Source organism: Algoriphagus taiwanensis, assembly GCF_036245645.1.
In the GTDB taxonomy this organism is placed as follows: Bacteria; Bacteroidota; Bacteroidia; order Cytophagales; family Cyclobacteriaceae; genus Algoriphagus; species Algoriphagus taiwanensis.
In genome coordinates this window covers 46,801-69,523 of record NZ_BTPE01000012.1, presented here as the reverse complement: position 1 = coordinate 69,523, position 22,723 = coordinate 46,801, and the positions used below count along the sequence as shown (strand labels likewise).

Sequence of the window (22,723 nt, the reverse complement as noted above, 5' to 3'; positions counted from 1 at the left end):
TGACTCATTCATTCAATAAATCCAAATTAAGTTGACGTAATTTATGTTAATTCCGTCAGTTATTTGACGCAATTAACGTTAATTCAGTCAATTAATTGACGCAATTCATGTAAATTCCGTCAGTTACTTCCTTTTAGGAAAAGCTAATTTATGTTTTCTGTACTCATTTTTCCCAGCCTTTTGTAACTTACTGCTTACCACCAAACCCAATCCATCATGCGTTTAAAATTCAGCCCCCTTTTCCTAGGGTTGCTTTTGCTTTTGTCACCCGAAAGTGTCTTTTCACAGAAATCCAAAAAGAAATCTGAGCCGGCTCAAGAAGTCAATTATGATACCGCACTTTACAATGCCATGGAATTCCGTCTTGTCGGACCTTTCCGGGGAGGTCGCGCTACGGCCGTGGCAGGAGTAGTTCAGGAACCTTTGACTTTCTATCAAGGCTCGGTCGGCGGAGTATGGAAAACCACCGATGCCGGTGAAAGCTGGTTTAATGTCTCCGATGGTTTTTTCGGAACCGCCTCTGTCGGTGCAATCACCGTAGCAGAGTCAGACCCGAACGTGGTCTATGTAGGGATGGGAGAAGCTCCCGTTCGGGGAGTGATGACATCTCATGGAGATGGGGTCTACAAATCAGTTGATGGAGGAAAGACCTGGAAGCACATGGGGCTTTCTGAGATCAGACAGATTTCCAAAATTGTGGTTCATCCTAGCAATCCTGACTTAGTTATCGTGGGTGGTCAGGGTAGTCCATACGGTGCGACCGATGCCCGGGGAATTTACCGATCTGAGGACGGAGGGGAAACTTGGGAGAAAGTCCATAATGTGGATGAAAATTCCGGTGTTTCGGATCTGAGCATGGATATGACCAATCCCCGGATGATCTATGCTGCCTATTGGGATCATCGAAGATTTCCCTGGAAGGTACAGAGTGGAGGCCCAGGTTCAGGAATTTACAAGTCATCAGATATGGGGAAAACCTGGACCAAGCTGACCGAAGGTCTTCCTAAAGGAGTGATGGGGAAAATCGGAATTTCAGTTTCCCGTGCCAATAACAATATCGTCTGGGCAATTATTGAAGCCGAAGACGGGGGCTTGTTTCGATCGGATGATGCCGGAAAAAGCTGGAAATTGGTCAATGAGGACCGATTGCTTCGCGCGCGCTCTTGGTATTACATGCATATTTTGGCTCATCCTACCGAGCCGGAGACAGTTTACATAATGAACGCACCCTTGGTCGAGTCCAAGGATGGGGGGAAGACATTTGTTAACCTTCGAACCCGACACGGCGATAATCATCAGCTTTGGATCAATCCGGAACATCCCCAATACATGGTCAATGCGAATGATGGAGGTGGAAATGTCTCCATCGATGGAGGCAAAAACTGGTCTCGACAGGATAATCAGCCTACTGCTCAGTTTTATCGGGTGAATGTAGACAAGCAATTCCCGTATCGCATTTACGGAGGGCAGCAGGATAATTCCTCGGTTTCCATTGCTTCCCGTGCAAATGGTTCGGGGATTGGTTGGGAGGAATTTTATCCGGTAGGTGGCTGCGAATCCGCTTATTCTGCCTTTGATCCGGAAAATCCCATTTACATCTATTCGGGCTGCTATCAGGGCATTATTACGGAGTGGAATGCCAAAACCAAGCAGGAAAAGGACGTGATGGCTTATCCTTACCAGGGCTTAGCGTCCAAGCCAGCCGAAGTCAAGTACCGCTTCAACTGGAATGCACCCATCATTGCCTCCAAGCATGATCCTTCGGTGATTTACCATGCCGGAAATGTGATTTTGAAGACGACCAATCGAGGATTAAGCTGGGAGGAAGTTTCGCCGGATTTGACCAAAAATGATCCAGCCCATTTGGATTATGGTGGAGGTCCGATTACCAATGAGGGTGCCGGCGGAGAGGTTTTTCATACCATCATGTATCTCGCTGAATCTCCGCATACTCCGGATGTCTTGTATGCCGGAGCGGATGATGGTTTGCTTCATGTCACTAAAGATGGAGGACAAAGTTGGACCAATATCACCATCCCGAATACACCCGAAGGCATGGTCAATCAGATCGAGGTATCTCCTCATGACCCTGCGACGGTCTATGTGGCCTTTACCAGTTACAAATACAATGACTTCACCCCACACATTTTCAAATCGACCGATTACGGAGCTACTTGGAACCGAATCGTGAATGGAATTGCGGAGGAAGCTTTTGTAAGGGTCGTACGGGAAGATCCTAACCAAAAGGACTTGCTTTATGCTGGAACAGAGACAGGTCTCTATATCTCTTTCAATGGAGGCCAAAAATGGGAGAAATTCCAACAAAACTTGCCCGTGGTTCCGATTAATGACCTGATGATTCAGGACAATGACATGATCATTGCCACTTCCGGAAGGGCATTTTGGGTGATGGATGATTTGAATCCGCTGTATGAACTGAAAGCTGCCGCAGACGCTAACTTCTACGTTTACGAACCTGAGGCTGCGATTCGTGATTTTGCTTTCCGTGGAAATAATCCACAAGTAGGGCAAAATCCTTATCCCGGATTTTCAGTGATGTATTACCTAAAAGAAAATATGGATTCGGTGCTTTTGGAAGCCGAATTTCAGGATATGAGTGGAAAAGTGCTACGCAAATTCACGACTGATTCGGAAGCCAAAACAGGAAAAATCAAAAAGAAGACGGGTATGAACCGACTGAACTGGGATTTGAGTTTGGATTCCTTTGAGTCAGTTAAAGGAGTATTTTCCGGAATTGGTTCTTCGGCTCAGCGAGTGATTCCTGGCAAATACAAATTGGTGATGCGCTACGGAGATAAGGAAATCAGCAAGGAAATCGAAGTAAAACCTGATCCAAGATGGACTGCTACGGCGGCACAGTATCAGGAGCAGGATGCGCAGTTGACGAGCCTTCGAGAAGCGATTATTGATACCCGTTCGATGGCTGAGGATCTACGCAGTATTCGCGCACAAATCACTGATTTGCAAATTCGAGTCGATTCAGAAAAATATGAGGCTTGGCATACTCAAGCTAAGGAAGTACTGACCGCTATCGATGAAGCAGAAGCAGAATTGATTCAGACTAAGCAGAAAACCTTCCAGGATGTGATCAACTTCCCAAACAAGCTCGATGCCGACTTGCTGCATATCTATGGAGCAATCAATGAGGGGGAGCCTCCGATCACAGAGGGTCAAAAACAACGAGCAAAAGATCTCTTGGGAGTTTATGAAAAAGTCAAAGGTCAAGTTGATGCAGTGATGGCTTCCACTCAGGCTCTGGAGAAATCCATGATTGACCAGAAGATTCCAATCTTGGGGCCGAAGAAGGATTAAGGAAAAGGGATCAGTGTTCCGGCTGTCCTGCTTCTCCAAAAACAGGAGAGTTGTAATTGAGTTTATTAAGGCTTGGGTTTGTAATCCAGGCCTTAACTTTTTACCCTTTCACCTGTTTCATTTTCATGCACGAACACTACTTCCAATGCCCTCATTGCTTTCAAGAGATTTCTATGTTGCTTGATCCCTCAGTTTCCAGGCAGGAGTACATTGAGGATAGCGAAGTTTGCTGCAATCCCATTGAGCTTCAGGTGGAGTTTGAAGAGGGAGAATTGGTCTTTTTTGAAGCTAACTCGATCGAGCAATAATGCTGTTTAAGGACACAGATAGTTTGGAAGAAATCTGGCAAGCGGTCAAGCACGAATTACATCGCGGGGCTTTGGACGTCAAGCACCCCTTTCATTGGGTTAATTTGGGGACGGTTTCTGGGGATTTTCCCTCAGTTCGTACGGTGGTGCTAAGAAAGGTAAGTGAGGAGCTTAATTTCTTTGTCTACACCGATTATCGGTCTGAAAAGTGCTCGAACTTACAGCAAAATTCCAACGCATCCCTTCATTTTTACCATCCCAAAAAGCAGGTTCAAATCCGGATAAAGACTCAGGCTAAGCTTCATTTTCAGGATGATTTGTCTAAAGAAATATGGAAAACAATTCCCGTCCACCGAAGGTCAGAATATACCGGTGCCCAAGCTCCGAGAACCCCCATTTCTCTTCCTGAAGATGGCTGGACAGTAGGTAATTTGGAAAATCACTTTTTCTGCGTTTTGGAATTTTCTCCGATGGAAATCGAGGTTTTACAGTTAAGAAAAGAAGGACATCTTCGATTGATGTTTTCAAAGGAAAAGGATTGGAAAGGGGCTTGGTTGGTTCCTTGATTTTTGGGGTGATTTTACTTTCCAGAAAGTATTCTCATCAACTCATGAACTGAAATTGCAGGAATAGATGAGGATTTAAAATCTTTAAGATTTCGGGTTATGATATAATCCACGTCTCCAATTTGCTCTGCAGTGATGATTTGAACCGCATCTTCAAAGTCCTTGTGATTTGACTTGAGCGCAGTCAAAAAACCCTTGGAAGTTACATCAGCGATCGTAATCATTTCAGCTAATTCAAGGAGAGTTTCTCGTAGCTTTTTGTCCTCTACAAACTTTTTCAAAACATAATGGGTATTGGCCAAAACGTGTGTGGAGGTGAAAAGCTCAGTTTTTCCGCCTTCTGCAAGTTGAAAAAGAGCTATTGCTTCCTGAGTAAACGGCGGTCGATTGGTCAAAAAATCAATGATAATATTGGTATCCAAAAAAAGCTTCATCTCAGGTGCTTTTCTTCTAGGCCTTTTCTCAACTCTTCCTCCCAATCAAAGTCAGCTGGGACTTCGATTTTCCCTGAAATGCGTTTGATTTTCGCTGAAATTTGAGTGGATGAGGATTTCTCGGTCAGGTTTTCAAAAAAATCCTCCACCAGACTCGAAAGACTTCTTCCGGTTTGGGAAGCATAGATTTTTGCTTTCTCAATGATGTCTTCGTCCAAAGAAAGTGTGAGCTTTTTGTTCATACGTATAAAATTAATTCTTATACGTGAAATTTTCAAGCTTAGTCCATGTTTTGATCAGACATTCCACCAATAGGTGAATTTCAGCACGATGGAGCGGTTTTTGGTATAAAATGGTGCGGGTAGATAATTATCTGTGTACACGATAAATAAGTCCGAAGCCGGCTGGAATCGCCATTGGAAGCGGGTATTCAGGTTGATGTTTTTGATCTGCTCATTGTATTGTACAAAGGCCGTGAAAAAGAGCGTGTTGGTCATCGTCACATCTACCCTAGGGCCGACCAACCAGAAATTGGTCGTATTCCAGGGCTCAGGCAGCACAATCCGGTTGTAATTGGTGCTCATGGCTATGCTGACATAGGGCTGGAATCGATAGCCCAGCTCAGTGCTGATGTTGTACCGATCCCCATCAGCGTAGTATCCGCCCATTCGAGTGGAGAAGCTGTAAGTGAATAGACTTTGAGGCTTGGAAGCATACTCGGTGCCCCATGCTCTCCAAGTGTGAGTGGTTCCTGCAGGCAGGGTTTCTCCCGAGAAATTGGTTGGGTCAAAAGGCCGTTGCAGCTTTACAAAATCATAACCTGCCCAAAGCATGAATGTACTTTGGCTTCTCCATTTGACATTGTAGGCTGCATAGGTGGTATTGTCGGTTTGTTCGCCCGTAGTATTGAAAAAGAAGGTAGTTCCCACATCCGGTCCATGGGAAAGGATCTTTTCACTTTTGGGAAACCAGCGATAACCTACCGTTGGACTGATTTTATAAAAGCCATTTCTGGGTACAAATCCTACTTCTGCGGTGTAGTTTTCTGAGACATACTCATGCTGCCAGTTCCAAGTCAGATTCCCGGAAGCATAGCGAAGATTGGCCGCATGGACAAAGCCTTCCTGAGTGCCGTCCGGACCAAAACTTTTCAGCACCATGGCCTTTCCTGTCCAAAGGTTATTGGAAGAAGCTAAATTATATTCCAGACCTACATTGCGGTTGAATTGGCTGTAGACTGGATGCTCAGATTCGGGGTCCGGGTTGTAGTTCAGGGATTGCTTGTTGATCAGGATGCCGGTGATATTTGAGCGGGCACCGACCTGTCTTTGCAAAGCCAGCACGGTGAAGTTTTGGGAAGGAAGGCCCTCTGAGTCGACGGCTCCAGTTTGCATATTCATGGCACCTATACGCCAGTCCTTGTTGATCTTTCCACTGAGTCGGGCTCCAAATTGGATTGGCGCATTGAGACCGATTCTTCTGGAGAAAAATGGCCGGATAGTGCTGTAGCCGAAGTTGGCGAAGAGGTCTCCGTTTTCCAGAAAAAACTGCCTTCGTTCGGGGAAAAAGAGCTCAAACCGATCCAGATTGGTCACTTGGCGATCGACTTCTACCTGAGAAAAGTCCGGGTTCACCGTCAAGTCCAGATTCAATGAAGAAGTCAGGGCAATCTTGGCATCCATTCCAAACTCCCTCCGATACTGGGTTTCTCCCTCCGATTCGAAATCTTTGGACACCCCTCCCAACAGGTAAGGGATCACGGAAACATTGGCTCCTGCTTCCGGAGGGGCCTCATCCCAAACCAAAACGCCCGTGTAAGCCAAAGAAGCAGAAGGAAACTGACGGGGTACGGGCGCCCAGCCTGACTTTTCGGTGGCTTTTAGATCCAGTCGGGAAAAGTTGATTCCCCATTCTTTGATGCCTTTTTTGTACCGGATGGACTTGAAAGGAATTGCCGCTTCAAAGATCCATTTGTCTTCGTAATTGCTGACTTTGGAGGTCCATTTGTTATCCCAGCTCAAATCCACCGATCCCCCATTGAACATGATTCCATCCCATTGGGCTCCGGCAGCATTTGCCCCGAAAGTGAAGCCGTTGGTCTGATCATCAAATGGGTCCATGAATAGCAGGAAGTTGTCGTTTTTACCAAAAGAGAAGTCTCTTCGAAGCGACTCCACCATGTAAGGTCCCTCCAACAGATGATGATTGACCACGATGAGATATAGATTTTGATCATCGTAAGTCATCCGGACGTCCGTCTGCACCTGTGCAAAGCTGGTATCCATCGGTGTGATCATAAAAAAATCAGAGGCCACTTCAGCCTCTTCCCAAGCTTGCTCATCCATCACTCCGTCGATCAAAATCGGAGATGTAGCCCGCTTCATGTGGAGGCGGTAGGCATCATTGATTTTTTGAGCCTGAACGAGACTATTGCAAACCAGGGAAAGGAAGAGAAGTGAAGCGGTAAATCGGAGCATAGCATTTAGCCTCCCAAAATTGAGAAAGGATGGCTTGGATTTCAGTGACAGGAGTCGCAAAAGGAAGGGTTTTATGGATTGATTTGGTAGGAGAAGGTCAGATTGATCTGGCGTCGGATAAACTGAGAGTCTCCTTCGGTGAAGAAGTTTTCGCCTTCGATGATGTAGCGGTTTCTTCGGGAATTGAAGATATCATTGGCAGTCAATATCAGCCTGCCTCGCTCCTGCATGATTTGCTTACTTGCAGAAAGGTCAATGAAAAAGATGCCTTTTCTGACTCCTTGAGCCGTTTTTTGCCGCGCATCGTAATTTGCGCGCAGCTGTAAATCCCATCCTCCATCCAAGGTAAACCTGGAAGTCTGCCGGGCAAGGAATGAGGTAGTCCTTGCCTCAAAGTTTGCCTGCACATTGCTTCCATCTATGTCAGCATGGAAGAAGTTCAGGTTCAAATCCAGCTTCCACCAATCTTTGGGTCGGTAATCGGCACTAAACTCCAGCCCAAAGGATTTTTCCCCATTCAGATTGTAAGGCAATGTGGTTGCAAACCCTTCCTCATTCACCGTTCTGATTCGCTCGATCTTATCCACCGTATTTCTAAAATAAGCAGTGGAAAACAGGGTTCCTTTCTCGAAATACTTGATGTGTCCCAGTTCGAATGCGTCGGTAAACTCCGGGTCAAGATCTGGATTACCGCTGAAGAAATTACGCTGATCGGAAAACGTCACATAGGGACTGAGATCATTGTAAACCGGTCGGCGCACCCGTCTCGAATAGCTGAGTTGGAAGGCATTTTCCTCAGAGATATTGTAAGTCAAATGAGCACTTGGGAAGAGATTGGTGTAGTTTCTGGGGTTGCGCTCGTTGGTTTCTGCTAGAATGGTTTCCACATCGGTATGCTCTACGCGAAGTCCTGCCTGATAGGTCCAGTCTCCGGTTTTGTTGCCGAGAATTCCATAGGCAGCAAGGATATTTTCATTATAGAGGAAAATATTGTCCAGTCCGGGCAAAGGGACCAATTCTCCGCTTTCGTTTTCTTCGGAGACGATGAAGTCATTTTCCATTTCCCGAAAGCTGGTCCGAAGTCCGGTTTCAAATTTGCCTTCCGAGCCAATGGGTTTGACATAATCGAGCTGAAAGAGGTATTGATTTTCAAACTCATCATTGAGAGAGGTCTGCACCAAATCCTCTTCAGGGACAGCCTGTCCATTTGCATCAAAGCGGTATTCGGTGAATAGCTGATCGGAATTTTCCCAGTAGTTCAGATAGGTGAAATTGGCGGTCAATTCATGTCCTTTTTGTCCAAAAGTCCGCTTGTAGTTCAAAGCAATCTCGGAGTTGGGCTCTTTTTCCTTTTCATCCTGCCTGCGCAAGGAATAGCCTTGGAAGTTGTCCAAGGAATTCAGGTAGTCGTCGTAGCGGATGTCGGTGATTCTTCTACCGTCAGTTCTCCTCCAGAGGTAGGAAGCGGTGAAAATGCTTTGCTCGGAGAAAAAATAGTCGAGTCCTCCCCGGATGCTATTGTTCCATCCTCGAAGCTCACCGGAATTTGCCTGACTGAGGATGAGTGTTTCCCCGTTTTCATACACTTCCTGGTACTGCTCACTGACGTAGGGTTGATAGCGTCGGGCAAAGCTGTAATTGATAAACCAGTTGATGCGGTTTTTGCGATAATTCAGATTGGTAGAAAAGCCCAGATTGAGCGGAGTGCCTCCAATAACTTCAAAGGAGCCGTTGAATCCTTGGTTGCTGTCTTTTTTCAGGATGATGTTGATGACTCCTGCCATCCCTTCGGCCTCATAGCGGGCAGAGGGGTTGGTGATGACCTCGACCCGCTCGACCATATTGGCCTGAAGCTGTCTCAGACCTGAGGAGCCTTTGAAGCTCACAAGTCCAGACGGTTTTCCATCGATCAAAATCCGGACATTGGAGGATCCGCGAAGGCTGACATTGCCTTCGGTATCCACTGCTACTGAGGGTAAGTTCATCAAAATATCCGTGGCAGTACCTCCGGCATTTGCCAAATCTTTCCCCACATTAAAAATGCGCTTGTCCAGCGAAAGCTCCATCAAGGTCTTATCCCCTTGGACGACTACTTCATCCAGTTTTTGATCAGATGCTTGTAGGGTGATAGTTCCTAAATTAAAATTGGCATCGGCTCTGGAAAGCTCAAAAACCGGACTTTTGAAGGAATCAAAACCCATAAACTCCACCAAAGCATAAAACTTTCCCAAAGGAAGGTCAATGGAAAAGCTTCCGTTGTCTTCTGTAATTCCACCTCCGATCAGACTGTCTTTTTCTGAATAGACTGCTACTGATGCAAAAGGAAGAGCTTGTTTGGAGGTTTGGTCTTGAACCATCCCCCGTAGTTTCCCTTGGGAGAAAGCATCACTGCTTCCTAACAGAAATAGTGCAAAAACGGCAAGGCAATACCGAAGGAGGCTTTTTGGGCGGTGCATAGGTTTTCAGGCTGGGAGGGCAAATGGTTAGTCTGCCAAATTAGTTTCTAAAATTACCTCGTTATTTGGGGATATAGCTTCTCTTTTTGATCAATGGCAGGAGAAAATTTTGAGTTGAAAAAAGCAGGGATCTAATAAATGCTATCAAAACTATTCAGTGACACTTACTGTCAAAAGTTAGTTCAATAATTCTTTTGCCCGTAGATTTATTCCTGTAATCAATTCAAAATCAACTATGTGGATTGCCAGTAAAAATGGGTTTGTTTCTATCGTACAGCATAGAGACAAACCAGATCAGGTGCTTTTTCGAGCTCGGGTTAGAAAGGATTTGGAATCACTTTTTCCGAAGGAAAGCATCATCGAAACTCCCGAAGCAGACTATGGCTACCGGGTCCATGTCAGTAAACAGGAAGCAGTATCTATCATTTCTCAGCAGGTATTGGAAATAGACTATCCAAATTTCAAAAATGCCATCGCTCAAAACCCGGAACAGCGGGACAAGTTACAGTCCTATCATGACATTTGGGGAGTGATGTGGGATTATGCCAAAAACCACTGATTGTCATGAAAGTAACATTTGTCATCGGGCCAAGTGGGGTAGGAAAGAGCAGCTTGATCGAGCGGGAGTATGCTGGAAGGAGAGAGGTCTTCATTTTCAACATTGCGAGGAAAGCAAAAGAGCTTTTTGGGAGCTATCAAGCGATGGAAGATGGAGATATGGAGCTTCAAGCCATCAATGCCTCCTGCAGCGAAGCATTTATGGCCTTGATGGAGGGAAAAGAAGTAGTAGTCGAGTACTACACGGATGGTTTTGATGACGGACTTTTTGCGATGACTAAGAAAGCCAAATCCCTTGGTGTGAGAATCGAGGTAATTGCCCTGACTTGTGATGTGGATGAAGCTTGGAACCGGGTTCAAAAAGCTGGATCGGCCTATTTTCCTTCTGCAAGGATAAAAGAGGATACCGAATTCATTTTCATGGGAATACTGGAGGATGTGGAGTTCAATCTGGACTTTGATCGGATTTGTGAAATCGGGGGTGAGGGAGGCACGATCAGTTTTTTCCGATTCAAAAAGGGAAGTCAGGATCGGTTTTTCTTTACTACGGATGAGAATGGGTATTTTGATTTTGAACCTGACTATGAGTTTGAGAAAAAAGAGGGGGTCAACTACATCGAAGAGTTCGATAATTTCAAGGAAGCTTTTACTGCACTCTTGGACAAATATCCGATTTTCGGTTTGGTTCCCTTGGAAGTCCATTCCCGATACAAATCTGAGTTTCGGTCGGCATATCAACACTACCTAAGGGGAAAGCAAGCCCTTCAAGCCAACCAAAAATGGAATTTCTACTTAAACTAATCGAAAGATGAACTATCAGGAAAAAGTTAAAGAGGCATTTGAAGCTTTAGAAAATGCTAAAATCCAGGTTTTTACAGCATTGATCAATGTGGCAATGGCTTCCGAATTCAAAGATATCGATGAGCTGTTTGATGAAGGAGAGCTTTTCTCATTTAGGTCCAGCGATTTTGATCATGCCTCTGATCCCAATATCCAAAGCCTTCAATACGTGGTGAAAGCCATGGAAATAGCGGAAGAAGAAATGATCGCCTGGAATGGGCTCAATAATCTGAATCTGCAAGGGAATGAATGAGAATTAGCTTTCTAATCCCACCAAATATCCGGTATAGAGCAGATAGGAACTCAATAAAACCAAAGCTTCCCAACGGTCCAGCTTGTGGCGCTTTCCAGTGAACATGGCAAAGAAAAGGAAGACCGTCCCTGCCCCCAGAATGTAAAGATCAGTGTTGAAAGAGACGTTAAATTCCAAAGGACGGATTACTGAGCTAACTCCAAGAATTAGAAACAGGTTGAAGATATTTGAGCCCACGATATTGCCAATGGCAATGTCAGCATTTTTTCGCATCGCTGCGACTACCGAGGTTGCAAGCTCGGGAAGAGAAGTACCCGCAGCGACGATAGTGAGCCCGATAATTTTTTCACTTACACCAAGGGATTGAGCCATGGAAACGGCATTGTCTACGACTAATTTTCCACCGCCGACCAAGCCCGCCAAACCTACCAAAATCAACATCCAGATTTTCGGATTGGAATAATCCTTTGCTTCCACTTGCTCTGCTTGCGGGTCAGATTTGAGCTGAGTGGCTACATAGTACAGGAACCCGGCAAAACACACCAACAAAATCAATCCATCCCAGCGAGAAAGAACCGTAGTTTCAGAAAGGAAGAAGTTGTTTGCGAGGAAAAACAAGCCAATTGCCGCGAATAGGGAGAAGGGGATTTCCTTCCAAACGGTACTTGACTGCACGGAGAGAGGGATAATCAGTCCGGATATACCCAAGATGATAAACAGGTTGAAATTATTGGAGCCAATCACATTGCCAAAGACAATATCCGGGTAGTTTCCTGATGCTGCGACGACATTGACTACCAGTTCCGGGGCTGAAGTCCCAAAAGCAACAATCGTGAGTCCAATTGCCAAGTCAGAGACGTTCTTCTTTTTGGCCAAAACAGAAGCCCCGTCTACCAGCCAGTCGGCACCTTTGACCAAGAGAATGAGACCAAGAAGCAATAGGAAAACCTGAAGAATCACGGGAGTAGAGGGGCTAAGTTCATGTAAAGCTAGCGTTAATTTTTCCTCAATTTTTCAATCCAATTGACCGTCCGGAAAAATTATTTTTTCCCAGAGAATTTAATCTCCAAATGAAAAATCCTCCGATTCGCACCGGAGGATTTTCTTACTTGAGATTTTTGAATTCAGCTTATTAAAATGCTCTTTCTTCTAAATGCTCTCCAAGTTGAAGCCTTGGTACACCTTTGCTCATCCAGTCAGGGGCAGCAGCACCTTTTAGATGATGGTCAAAGAATTCCATCATTCGGACGGCATAGTCCTTTCTGTTTTCTGTTTTGCCCAGCCCGTGATTTTCACCCAAGTATTGAACCATGATGACCGGCTTTTTCAATCGGCGGAGAGCATTATAATACTCCACACCCTGAGTGAAGTCTACCGCTCCGTCTTTGTCATTGTGCAAAAGGAGAAGCGGAGTTTGTACATTTTTTACATGGTAAATCGGGCTGTTTCGCTCATAAGCTTCCCAATTTTCCCAAGGCCCTCCACGGAATCTCCCCTGAGAAGCTTCGAAGATGGACATGTTTCCACCTCCGGAATTCCAATAAATCAGGTCATACATGGAGATCATATTGGTCAGTGGAGCACCAGCCGCAGCGGCTTTGAATCGGGTAGTTTGAGTAATCAGGAAAGAGGTCTGATAGCCTCCCCAGCTGTGTCCGTGTAGGCCCATGTTGCTTTCGTCGATCACGCCGGTTTGGATCGCGGCATCTACTGCTGGAAGTACTGCCCAGACGGCAGACATTCCCGGATCATCCAGCTTGTACACGATATCCGGAATCAGCACTGCATAGCCATTGCTGGTGTAGAGGGACGGATTCCAACCCGTACCGCTGTAGCCTGGGTTAGCCCAGTTGTGGAGGGTTTGAGATAGTTTTTCATAATAATACACCACGGTCGGGTACTTTTGTCCTTCCACGTAGCCAGCCGGAAGGAAAAGTGCAGCTTGCAGAGAGTCTCCCTTGTCTGTAACATAATCTACCAGCTTCACCCCAGATGACCAGGCAAACTTACCTGCATCAGGAGCGTTTTCGGTGATCTGCTTGGGCGCTGACAAAGAAGCGTCTGTCAAGAAAACCTGAGTCGGTACATTGGCTTTTTCCTTGGTGAAATAGTAAACGGCAGCATTTTCGGCCTTATTCAAGCCTTGGATTGCAGCATCTTCCCAAATCATCACTTTTGTGCCTGGAGCAAGTCCTCCTTTTTTCGCAGGTGCAAGCTGGGCGATTCCACTCTTCTTGGTGTTTTCTCCATACATGCGGAGGTAGGCAGCCTTGCGGAGATCTATGCCTTTTTCCTCAGGATCCAATCCAAATCGATATTGATACCGAATCTTCTGAGCTCTTCCGTTTTGGGTCAAGTTGACCGCAGTCTCTTTTCCACCCATGGGAATCTGCCAGATATCCCATCCATCCCTCAGCAGGACATACTGACTGTCGGAGCTCCATCCCAAAGGATTTTGCATGGGCTTTTCCACGTTGTGGTCATCTTCCACATCGACAAAGGTCACTGGAAGGTTTTCCGTGATATTGGTATGGGTTTTTGCTAGGATATCATACACATAAAAATGCCCATCTTTTCCATAAAGGAGCTTTTTTCCATCCGTAGAAGGCCGAGGCATAGAGGCGAAAGAAGGTTGGTAAAACTTCTCAAAGAGCGTGGATTTGGTTCCGGTCTTCAAGTCCACCAGATAGTAATCCCGATAAGCCTGCCCGTCCAGATTGCCCTGAAGCTCATAGGCCTGAATATCTGAGCCCAAGGCAAAATGCTCCTGTGGCAAAAGATTCAAATCCCGCATGCTGCTGTCCTGCAGGGCGATGTGTTTTTTGGAAGCGACATCGTACATGGCCCAGAAGCTGTAGTTTTTGTCCATGTTTTCCATCACTTGCTGACGGCTTTGAAGGCGAGCGTCATTCCAGTGCCAGATGGTCATTTCCGGCTTTTTTGCATCGCTTGATTTTTTGTCCTCTGACTTTCCGGTGTTGAGTTTTCCAATGGCTTTTTGCAGGTCGGATATGGATTTGATGGTGGTGTCAGCCATGATTTTAGCCAAGTTTTCTGCTTCAGCTGTTTTCACAGAATCTTCATTCACCTCTTTTTTAGGCTTTTCTTTTTCTGCCAAAACCAAAGGATGAATACCGTAAAACAATCGGGTCAAATCTTCAGACCACATGGGTCGGCGATTGGGGCTGATGGTGTATTTCTGATCAAAACCAGTGCTGTCTTTGGCAGGCTCGTAAAGGACGACTTCAGGATTGGAGAGGTTTTTCACCCCCAATAAAATTCCCTGATCTTGCTTGTACTTCTTGTCTTTTTTCATCTTCAGGGCGGCAAAAGCATCTCCTTTTTCCGTCCAGTTTAGACTCTGATAGCCTGCTTCGTCAGAATCCAAAACCTGAATGGAATTGGTCGCCAAAGTCAACAGGTAAAGTCCATTTCCCTGAGAATTTGCGGCATCCACAGTATAGGCGAGGTGGGTTCCGGCTTTGTTTACTGCATGCTCGCGGACATTGCCGAGATTTTGGGATTTTCCGGTGGCCAAGTGGTAGATCAACAGGTCGGAACCTTTGCCATCTCCGTTCCCGTCTTTGGGAAGGTTCAGAATCAGGTGGGTAGTAGCCTTTCCGTTGAAACTGTAGCTGCTGACGCCTTCAAAGGTTTTTTTGTCGTCCGTGCCCAGTTTGATCAAGTGCACCTTGTCTTTGAGCGGTTTGCCTTTGGCTTTTTCATTAGCCTGCTTCTCGGCAAACTTGGGGAATTCCCGGAAAGCCAGCCATTGGCTGTTATCGCTGAATTCAAAATTCCCGGAATTCGTATTTCCGATGGGGAAAGATTTTTGTCCGGTGGTATCCGAACTGTTTCTCAGAATCAGCTCTCCATCTGCTTCCAGTCCGGTAAGTACATACGCGGCCCATTTCCCGTCGGGGGAAAGTTTGAAGCCATTTCCGGGCATGGACTTCCAGGTGGCCACATCCTTCCAGGACATGGGTTTGGGTGCTTCTTGGGCAAAAGCGACCTGAACCATCAGGGCAAAAAGCCAAAGAATGAGTAGGGGTTTTCTCATGAGTAAATCAATTTGAAAGGGAAAATAGGGGATTTTTTTGGAGGGGAAGGTAGGTTTGGGATCTATGGCAATTATTTTTTGCAATTCTGTAGCATTTGTGGGGTTGGAATTCGTTCTTTGACTAAACTCATTGGAAAAAATGTACATCATGAAGTCTAAGCTATTTTTTCTATTGCCTTTTATTTTTCTGGGATGTCGTGAAAAATTCAACCTGAAAGTCGGGACTTTCCCGTATGAGAAACCAGTCAATTTATTGGATCTGAATACTCAATACGATGAAATGAATTCGGACTTTGTCTCGGACTATTTTCAGGCCGGGGAAACCTTGATTTTTTCGACCAATGCCCCGACAAAGGGAGAAAATTTTGATTTGGATGCCAGGGCAATCGGCCTATTCCAAAGCAAGGAAACGGGTACTTTTTCTTTTGACGTCGGTTCAGTTGTCGGGCAGAATGATGTGATCAGAAATCAGCTTTTTGAGATGAATTCCGACTGTGAGGAGCGGGGGCCTTATTCTGCCGGGTTTTCAGATGGGGTTTTTTACCGACTTTTTTCAAGGACCTGCGGTACAGAGACCAAGATATTCTTCAATGAGTTTGAGAAAACGGGTCCTTTTGATTACAGGTCAGAAAATCATCCGGTTTCCATCTTGGGTGAAGGCTTCAATGAGATGTACCCCAGTTTTTATGGGCTAAATTTCCGCAAAGGGGCTGATCCTGTACAGAATGGAAAGCCTGAAGCGGTGATCTTCACCTCTGATAAAGATGGACAGTTTGATATCTATGAGGTAGAAATTCCCACAGGACAGGTCTTGCTTCAGTTTTTGGAGTCTGATACGCCGAAGACAACCCGAAAGCTCTCCATTAATACCTCCTCCAATGATCACATGCCCTTTGTCTATGGGGACCTGCTGGTTTTCGCCTCAGATCGTCCCGGAGGATATGGAGGCTTTGACCTGTACTATTCCCAAAAAACAGCCAATGGCTGGACTGAGCCGGTCAACTTTGGACCGAGTATCAATTCAGCCTCGGACGAGTTTAGGCCTATTGTATTTGAGTATTATGATTTTACCAATCGCCTGATGATTTTTTCTTCCAATCGGCCCGGGGGTTTAGGGGGATTTGATTTGTATTTTGTGGGGATTGAGAAGTTTTAGTCTGATTGGATTTATGACCTTTGGTTGTCCTGCTCGAGTAGCCATCTCCATACAGGCATGACCTCGATTTTCACCCCATCAAATTCCAAGGTTAAGGATTCTTCAAGAGTGAGAATGAGTCCTTTTTTTACTTTTGCGTAAGCGCAGGTTTTTAGGACACCTTTGATTTCCCGATCTCTGGTATGCAGTTGCTCCATAGACCAGGTGACCTGAATGGGGAGAGGGTCTTCATTTTCTTTTAAAACCACAAAATCACATTCGTGAGATTGATCCGAGTAGTAAAATATCCTTTGCTCATAGATCGAGCCGTAGCGTCGATAAAGGTGCTGAAACACCAGGTTTTCCAACAACACCCCGTTACGTTCAGGTTGGATGCCAACCAAGGCATTCAAAAGTCCATTATCGATCCAATATGTCTTTTTGTCGGACTTTTCTGACTTTCCTGGAGAGTGGTCAAATCGACCGATCCGTTTGAAGAGATAAGCATCCTCGGCGTGATTTAGAACCTCATATAGAGAGTTTAATCCTACGGAATAGCCCATGGATTTGAGCTGATTGAAGTACCTTCTTACCGATACGGCCTGTCCAACGCTACCTGCGGCCAGACGAAAAAGCGATCTTAAATAGTAGAAATTGGAGAGCTGATGGTACTCAATGATGTCTCTAAGGAGCATCGTATTGTAGTATTCCTGAAGATAAGAGACGTGGAGGCCGGGCTCTGTTAAGCCGGTAAGTTCCGGATATCCACCCTGAAAAAGATACTTTTTGAAATAGGCTTCCGTGGTGCTTTTCTCCGGACCGTAAGTCACAGGCTGATGCTTGTAAAACCTGCAAAATTCCTGAAAAGAAAGTGGCAAAAGCTCCAGTGCAATACTCCTTCCCCGAAGCACCGTATTGACTTCAGTATGCAGGAGTCGGCTATTGCTGCCTGTAAAGCAGATTTTTTTGGTGTATGTCTCGCTGATCCGATTGAGAAATTTTTCCCATCCCGGAGCGGCTTGGACTTCATCGAAGAAAAAGTAGCAGTCCTCAAAATCCACCTCAGGATGCAACTCTCTCCAGGACTGAAGGATTAGATCAAGCTGATTAGGAGTAAAGTGGATACGTTCGTCTTCAAAGTTGAAATAGATCAGATGTGAGGAATTCAGTCCTTTGGATTTTGAAAGCTCCTGCATATACAGGTTCATGGCCGAAGTTTTCCCCACCCTACGAGGTCCGAGAACTGCTTGCATTTTGGGTAAGTCCACAAACAGCTTGGTATCTCTTTGCACCAATTCTTTCCTGAGTTGCCGGGTTGAATTTTCAGCGAGAATATCTTTTAAGATCTCTTTCATACTTCAAAATTAGAAAATGAAGTCTTGAAAAAGACAATAATAATAAAAATGTATTTTTCATAGATACAAAATGATAAAAAATGTCACTTTGAGAGCGAAAATTGCTTCCATGGTCTAGTTGAATCTTACCCATACTGAAGTAATACCATTTTCTTCTTGGGTATGCGACAGATTGGATTGAAATCTTGGAATGAAAGATAAGCTCTATAAAAAGGACCTTCCAGTTTTACGAAACTTGGAAGGTCTTTTTTGACTTTTTACTTCAGAATTCTACTTTTTGAAAACCACTTTTCCCCCCATCACGGTCATGGCAACCTGAGTTTTCAGGATTTCATCTTCTGGTACTTCCATAATATTTTGATCAAAAACGGTGAAGTCAGCCGCTTTTCCAACCTCGATTGAGCCTTTGAAATTTTCCTCAAATTCGGCATAGGCACCATCCAATGTGTAGGACTTCAGGGCCTGCTCTCGGGTCATTTTTTGATCACCCTCATAGCCTCCTTCCGGAAGTCCTTCCAAAGTCTTGCGAGTCACGGAGGCATAAAAAGAAGGAATCGGATCTACAGGCTCCACAGGTGCATCGGTTCCATTACAGATTCTTGCACCTGTTTGGAATAGCTTCTGCCATACATACGCTCCGTCAATGATGCGTTTTTCACCCAATCGGTCGATGGCCCAAGGGCGATCCGAACTCAAGTGAATCGCCTGCATGGCCGCAATCACACCCAAATCTCCAAATCTTGGAATATCATCCGGATGCAAATGCTGGGCATGCTCGATGCGGAATCTATGGTCTGTGGCATCTGGAAACTTGGCGAAAGCCGCCTCATACCGATCCAAAATCTCCTGATTCGCTCGGTCCCCGATAGCATGGGAGCAAACCTGAAAACCAAGCGGAAGAGCCTTTTCGGATACTTCAGTCACTACTGACATTGGCAAAGTTTCATGGCCTCGATGTCCCGGTCGGTCTGCATAGTCTTCCAGCAGCCAAGCACCCCTAGGCCCCAATGCTCCGTCGCAATTCAACTTGATCGATCGTACAGTGAGCATGTGGTCTGAGTCGATCATCGGGCCTTTTTTGTACCACTCTTCCAAAAGCTCCGGCTGACGACCGGTGAGCATGATGTATTGGCGAACGGTGAGTTTGCCTTCATTTTTAAATTTTTGAACCAAGTCGATAACATCCTGACCGGAACCCGCATCATGGAATGAAGTAATACCTTTCTCTACCAGTTCCTGTAAGGCCAAGGTCAAGGCCTCCTCGGCTCGCTCGGGAGTTTCCTCAGGGACCAATCGAGCCACAAGATTGGAGGCTCTTTCAGTCAAAACTCCGGTAGGATTGCCTAATTCGTCGGTGATGATTTCTCCGCCTTCGACTTCTCCCGGTCTCTCTCCTTTTAGGTTGGCGATTCCGGCGAGTTCCAAAGCTTTGGCATTGGCAAAAGAAGCGTGACCGGAAGCGTGACGAAGGAATACGGGATTGTCGGGGGACACCTCATTCAAAGGCTCGTTGGTCTGGAAGCCTTTTACCATTTTATCAGGCTTTTCGATCCACTTGTCCTGATGCCATCCCCGACCGGTAATCCAGTCTCCGGGTTTGGCTTTGGCAACCGCCTCGGCTACTTTTTCGACTAGTTCGTCATAGGTTTTGACGTACATCAGGTCGAGTTCCAGCTTGTTGTACCCAATACCCATCAGGTGAGCGTGGGATTCGATAAAGCCCGGAGTCATGGTTTTACCCTGCAGGTCGATTACTTCGGTAGACTCGCCAACATAGGCTTGGATTTCTTCAGTGGTGCCCACAGCAAGGATCAAACCGTCTTTTACAGCCACGGCTTCTACTTTGGGATTGGTTTCATCTACTGTGTAGATGGTTCCATTGAGGTAAACCGAATCGGCAGGATTTTCCGGGCCTGAAGTACAGGACCATAGGAAAATCAGGGAAAGAATTAAAAAGGAAATGTTTTTCATGGGTTGTTTATTCTATGTCCTAAGCTAGAGCTTTTGGAGGAGGTGGGCAAATGGGATTGTTGGAAAGGTAGAAAGCTAAAATTCAGAAATCTGAAAAATGATTAATTACCAAAAATTGGTAATTTTATAAAAAAAGGAAAAATTATGGGACGTAATACTTCAGTTTCTTTAGGGGATTATTTTGAAAGTTTCGTGGACAATAAAGTATCGGAGGGAAGATATTCGAGTGCCAGCGAGGTCATTCGTGCAGGCTTGCGATTGCTGGAAGAGGAGGAAAACAAGGTTTTAGCATTGAAGAACGCCATTCAAGAAGGAATGGAAAGCGGTATTGTAGAGGACTTTGATCCCCAAAAACATCTGGAATCACTGAAAGCAAAAAAGAGGAATGGCTAACTATCTTTTGTCCCAAAAAGCTATTGATGACTTATCAGACATTTGGGAATACACTTTCCAAACTTGGTCAGAGAATCAAGCTGATAAATATTATTTGAGCCTACTTTTTGATTGTCAAGAATTGGCTAATAACCCTCATATGGGAAAAAATTACCCCGAAATCAATTCAGAAATTTTTGGTTACAAATCGGGAGAGCATTTGATTTTTTACCGAAAATCGGATGACACTACTATCCAAATAATCCGGTTTTTACATTCCAGAATGGATTTAAAAAGGCGAATCCAGGAATGATCTTCTCGTCCTGAATTTTTCTTGTTGGGCAAGAAAAACTCTTCAAAATCTGTGTCCATCTGTGCTTTTAATCAGTGAAAACTTGCCTGCTGCAAGCAGGTCTGTGGGAAAGAAAAATCACCTCACCATTACCTTCTTCACCACCACTTTCCGATCTTCTGTTTCCAGTTGCAAAAAGTAAAGTCCCGGCTGAAGGGTTTGGGCTTGGATTTCTACTTCCCGGTTGGCGGGAATTTGGATTTCCTCTATCAGGATTTGTCCCAAAGAATTGATCAAACGCCCTTTTACTTCGGTATTGGAAATCAATTTAAATGGTCCATTGGTCGGATTGGGATAGACTTTAACCAAGAGCTCACCGTCGGATGGAGAATCGGATTTTATGGATTTCAGATAGGTAATTCCTCCACCTCTGCTTCCCAAAATTAGGTCTACGTTTTCATTAAATGCCGGATTGACCACCGAAATCCAGGTATTTCTTCCCAGTCGGAAAGGCAGATTTTGATCTCCGATTTTGACCAAGACTTCCTCCCGGACCTCCGAGTTCATCATGTCCTTGACCAGAAAAACCCGTCCTGTTTGATCCACGGTGTATAGGTCAGGTTGATCCTGAATCCGGACTGCCACACTCAGATTTCGATTGGCAGGATTGTCCTGATAACCCAGGAAATTGGCTGTTTTCAACGTCGCCGTTCGGGCTTCCAAATCTACTTCGTAGAGCGTCAGGCTTCCATTTTGCACAGCGACAAGCAGTTGGTCTTTTCCCTGATAAGGGAAAAAAGTGAGTTGATCTCCTACCCGAAGGCTTAAGCCTGATAGTGAAAAATCAGTCCAACTTGCTCCTTGACTCCGAAGTATAACCTGAGAAGGAACTCCATTATTGGTTCGTACACCAGAGATCAAAAGATAGGATTGGTTTTGTGTACTTCCGTATTCAATAAGTTGAATTTCAAGCAGATTTAGATCGGACAATCCTAGGTAATCTTCATTCAACAGTTCAAACTGATCTCCGGAATAGCTTAGTCGATACGCTTGACCTTTGACAGCTTCAGCTGATTTTACATTGGCAGTCAGCCAGAGTTCTCCGGCAAAGACATTTCCTTTGAAATAGGGTCTGACATTTTCTCCCAAATCAAAAAGTTGATCCTGTAGAATCGGGCTGATCACTCCTGTATTTTTCTCCAGCCTCACTACCGAGTTGGCGAAGTCGATGCCAAAAGGAGCGGAGGTCTCGTTGGTATTGAGGCTTACGATAATATCATCTTCAATAAATTGTCCAACATGAAATCGGGGAAAAACGGGAAAATCTCCAAATTCCGGAACCTGAGTTGAAAACGTGGTGAATCTGGGGTTTGCAGAAGTTCCCGAATTGGGAAGAAAATATAAGGTATTGCACTCATCCCGACCTAAGAGCAAATCGGGAATATCGTCCCCAGTGAAGTCCCTGTACAAAATACTATGCCCGCCGGCATGCAAAATTCGGGAGATTTCTTCCATTCTACTTCCAAAATCAAGTGGCCTCCCATCACAAGTTTGCCCAAAACTGATCTGTTCGCAGGCGCAAAATTCAAAATTACCCCAATGCCGGATTGGAAAAGCGAAGCCATCGATATCCGGGCTTCCTTTTCGCTCGACAGAGGTATTCTGGTAAAACTCCAGAAAGTCACCTACAGCAAAGTTGAAAATTACCAAATCCAAGTCCCCGTCTCCGTCTACGTCTTGTAGAAGAGGCGTGTCAAGATTGTTGGCTGGGATATTATTGGCTCCCTCGAGTCGAAGGAAGTTTTGGGCAACCGACCACGAAATCTGGTTTCCAGTGGAAGTATTGCGGTAGGCCTTGATGCCAAGAGGAGTGGAGGTAAACAAATCCTTTTTCCCATCTCGATCATAATCTGCCAAAACAAAGAATCCGCTAATATCTGCAGGGAAAAAGTATGCGAACTCGGGTCGTAGATTGAAGTTTTCCCCGCTTTTCTCAAAAACCTGAAGTTGACGGGAATTGATGTCCCAGATCACCCATTCCTCTGCTCCATCTCCCGTTAGGTCAATAGTTTGAATTTGGGCCGAATTGATTCCCTGAGAAAATGGAATTGGGACTTCTTGACCGGAAATTTGGATTTTTTTTTCCTGGTCAAACTGAAAAACCTGCTGTGCCAAACCTTCCCAAGAAAGAAAAATGAAGACTAAGGAAAGGAATTTTCGCATGGGAAACGGGAATTAGCAAACTGCAAAATAAAACGTGTGAGCTACCACAAAGATGTATCCTTTGCTTTATTTTGTGGCAAATTTCCCGGA

At 45.2% G+C, this 22,723-nt stretch carries 18 protein-coding genes; 9 read left to right on the top strand and 9 right to left on the bottom strand.

The window, feature by feature from the left end; all coding sequences use genetic code 11:
- The first annotated feature begins 216 nt into the window (after positions 1-216).
- From AAA938_RS15770 to AAA938_RS15760, 3 genes are all read left to right on the top strand, one after another.
- A complete protein-coding gene (locus AAA938_RS15770; RefSeq protein ID WP_338229715.1) occupies positions 217-3,333 on the top strand; it encodes a WD40/YVTN/BNR-like repeat-containing protein in 3,117 nt (1,038 codons plus the stop codon).
- A 125-nt stretch (positions 3,334-3,458) separates the two neighbouring features.
- Positions 3,459-3,641: a CPXCG motif-containing cysteine-rich protein gene (locus tag AAA938_RS15765; protein WP_338229714.1), complete on the top strand. Its 183-nt coding sequence runs from the start codon at positions 3,459-3,461 to the stop codon at positions 3,639-3,641.
- A complete protein-coding gene (locus tag AAA938_RS15760; protein WP_338229713.1) occupies positions 3,641-4,207 on the top strand; it encodes a pyridoxamine 5'-phosphate oxidase family protein in 567 nt (188 codons plus the stop codon). Before AAA938_RS15765 ends, AAA938_RS15760 begins: the two co-directional genes overlap by 1 nt.
- Positions 4,208-4,221: 14 nt before the next feature.
- Here the strand turns inward: AAA938_RS15760 and AAA938_RS15755 are convergent, their stop codons facing one another.
- From AAA938_RS15755 to AAA938_RS15740, 4 genes are all read right to left on the bottom strand, one after another.
- Entirely contained in the window at positions 4,222-4,641 is a 420-nt protein-coding gene (locus AAA938_RS15755; protein WP_338229711.1) for a type II toxin-antitoxin system VapC family toxin, read from the bottom strand.
- Positions 4,638-4,883: a DUF6364 family protein gene (locus AAA938_RS15750; RefSeq protein WP_338229710.1), complete on the bottom strand. Its 246-nt coding sequence runs from the start codon at positions 4,881-4,883 to the stop codon at positions 4,638-4,640. The genes AAA938_RS15755 and AAA938_RS15750 overlap by 4 nt, the downstream gene beginning before the upstream one ends.
- A gap of 54 nt (positions 4,884-4,937) precedes the next feature.
- A complete protein-coding gene (locus tag AAA938_RS15745; protein WP_338229794.1) occupies positions 4,938-7,118 on the bottom strand; it encodes a DUF5916 domain-containing protein in 2,181 nt (726 codons plus the stop codon).
- Between the two features lie 71 nt (positions 7,119-7,189).
- Positions 7,190-9,574: a TonB-dependent receptor gene (locus AAA938_RS15740; RefSeq protein ID WP_338229709.1), complete on the bottom strand. Its 2,385-nt coding sequence runs from the start codon at positions 9,572-9,574 to the stop codon at positions 7,190-7,192.
- A gap of 235 nt (positions 9,575-9,809) precedes the next feature.
- On the opposite strand from AAA938_RS15740, the gene AAA938_RS15735 reads away from it, so the two are divergent.
- From AAA938_RS15735 to AAA938_RS15725, 3 genes are read left to right on the top strand one after another with little or no spacing between them, the layout of a single operon-like run.
- Entirely contained in the window at positions 9,810-10,133 is a 324-nt protein-coding gene (locus tag AAA938_RS15735) for a hypothetical protein (protein ID WP_338229708.1), read from the top strand.
- Positions 10,134-10,138: 5 nt separating this feature from the next.
- Positions 10,139-10,933: a P-loop nucleotide/nucleoside kinase family protein gene (locus tag AAA938_RS15730; RefSeq protein ID WP_338229707.1), complete on the top strand. Its 795-nt coding sequence runs from the start codon at positions 10,139-10,141 to the stop codon at positions 10,931-10,933.
- A 7-nt stretch (positions 10,934-10,940) separates the two neighbouring features.
- Positions 10,941-11,225 (top strand): hypothetical protein, encoded by a 285-nt coding sequence (locus tag AAA938_RS15725; RefSeq protein WP_338220877.1) that lies wholly within the window; start codon positions 10,941-10,943, stop codon positions 11,223-11,225.
- Between the two features lie 3 nt (positions 11,226-11,228).
- On the opposite strand, the gene AAA938_RS15720 is transcribed toward AAA938_RS15725, so the two are convergent.
- Positions 11,229-12,185 carry a calcium/sodium antiporter gene (locus AAA938_RS15720; RefSeq protein WP_338229706.1) on the bottom strand — a complete coding sequence of 319 codons (957 nt, stop codon included), beginning with the start codon at positions 12,183-12,185 and terminating at the stop codon, positions 11,229-11,231.
- 172 nt (positions 12,186-12,357) lie between these two features.
- Entirely contained in the window at positions 12,358-15,285 is a 2,928-nt protein-coding gene (locus tag AAA938_RS15715; protein ID WP_338229705.1) for a prolyl oligopeptidase family serine peptidase, read from the bottom strand.
- A gap of 148 nt (positions 15,286-15,433) precedes the next feature.
- On the opposite strand from AAA938_RS15715, the gene AAA938_RS15710 reads away from it, so the two are divergent.
- Positions 15,434-16,441: a TolB family protein gene (locus AAA938_RS15710; RefSeq protein WP_338229704.1), complete on the top strand. Its 1,008-nt coding sequence runs from the start codon at positions 15,434-15,436 to the stop codon at positions 16,439-16,441.
- A gap of 11 nt (positions 16,442-16,452) precedes the next feature.
- Here the strand turns inward: AAA938_RS15710 and AAA938_RS15705 are convergent, their stop codons facing one another.
- Together AAA938_RS15705 and AAA938_RS15700 are read right to left on the bottom strand one after the other, a co-directional pair.
- The gene (locus AAA938_RS15705; RefSeq protein ID WP_338229703.1) at positions 16,453-17,775 is read right to left on the bottom strand and encodes an ATP-binding protein; all 1,323 of its coding nucleotides are present in this window, start codon (positions 17,773-17,775) and stop codon (positions 16,453-16,455) included.
- Between the two features lie 270 nt (positions 17,776-18,045).
- Positions 18,046-19,746, bottom strand: coding sequence for an amidohydrolase (locus AAA938_RS15700; protein WP_338229702.1), 1,701 nt, complete (start codon positions 19,744-19,746; stop codon positions 18,046-18,048).
- Between the two features lie 144 nt (positions 19,747-19,890).
- Here AAA938_RS15700 and AAA938_RS15695 point away from each other — a divergent pair, with 144 nt between their 5' ends.
- Both AAA938_RS15695 and AAA938_RS15690 read left to right on the top strand, forming a co-directional pair.
- A complete protein-coding gene (locus AAA938_RS15695) occupies positions 19,891-20,139 on the top strand; it encodes a type II toxin-antitoxin system ParD family antitoxin (RefSeq protein ID WP_338229701.1) in 249 nt (82 codons plus the stop codon).
- Positions 20,132-20,431, top strand: coding sequence for a type II toxin-antitoxin system RelE/ParE family toxin (locus AAA938_RS15690; RefSeq protein ID WP_338229700.1), 300 nt, complete (start codon positions 20,132-20,134; stop codon positions 20,429-20,431). The genes AAA938_RS15695 and AAA938_RS15690 overlap by 8 nt, the downstream gene beginning before the upstream one ends.
- Positions 20,432-20,548: 117 nt before the next feature.
- Here AAA938_RS15690 and AAA938_RS15685 read toward each other — a convergent pair whose 3' ends face one another.
- A complete protein-coding gene (locus tag AAA938_RS15685) occupies positions 20,549-22,633 on the bottom strand; it encodes a T9SS type A sorting domain-containing protein (RefSeq protein ID WP_338229699.1) in 2,085 nt (694 codons plus the stop codon).
- Between the last annotated feature and the right edge of the window lie 90 nt (positions 22,634-22,723).